Raw genomic sequence first — 617 nt, forward strand, 5'->3', positions numbered from 1 at the left:
GGGCGGGCGGTGGATCCGCCCGCCACAGGCCGAGTTGGTCGCCGGTGAGCCAGCGGGCCCGGGACAGTTCGTCGGGGCGTGGTTCCCAGTCCCGGAACGGCAGATAGGCGATTCGCCAGCAGAGCACGCAGGTGAGATACCAGCCGTACAGCGGGATCGCGCCGAGCCAGCCGTCCCGCGCCCGGTAGGACCCGGACGGTGCCAGAATGCGTACCGCCAGCCCGCACCAGGCGCAGGTGACCAGCCAGTCCAGCAGCCCGTTGCCGGTCCAGTCCTCGCTGAGGTCGCCGAGCGTCCAGCCGGGCACGACAGCGACCGCGAACAGCACGGCGGCGATCAGCGACCGGCCGACCAGCCCCCGTGGCATCGCTCTGTGCTCCATGCCCGGACGGTAGGCGCCGCACGGGTTCCCGCGCCGGGACACACGAAAGGCGTCCACCGTACGAGTGGACGCCTTTCGCGCGGAAAAACCGTCAGCGAGCCTTGCGCGTCGTCGACGCGGTGGCCCGGGAACGAGCCGGTGTGCTGGCGGCAGCCGACGTGGTCTTACGGGCGGTGGTCTTCTTGGCCGCCGCCGTCTTGGTGGCGGTCGCCGCCTTCTTGGCCGGAGCCGCCTT

General features: G+C 71.8%; 1 protein-coding gene. It reads right to left on the bottom strand.

Features of this window, described 5'->3' with window-relative positions; translation table 11 throughout:
* Positions 1 to 382, bottom strand: a 382-nt coding sequence (locus Ato02nite_RS51225; RefSeq protein ID WP_213014004.1) for a hypothetical protein, incomplete at its 3' end; no start/stop codon positions are given.
* Positions 383 to 617 lie beyond the last annotated feature (235 nt).

This window comes from Paractinoplanes toevensis (assembly GCF_018332695.1).
Classification (GTDB): Bacteria; Actinomycetota; Actinomycetes; order Mycobacteriales; family Micromonosporaceae; genus Actinoplanes; species Actinoplanes toevensis.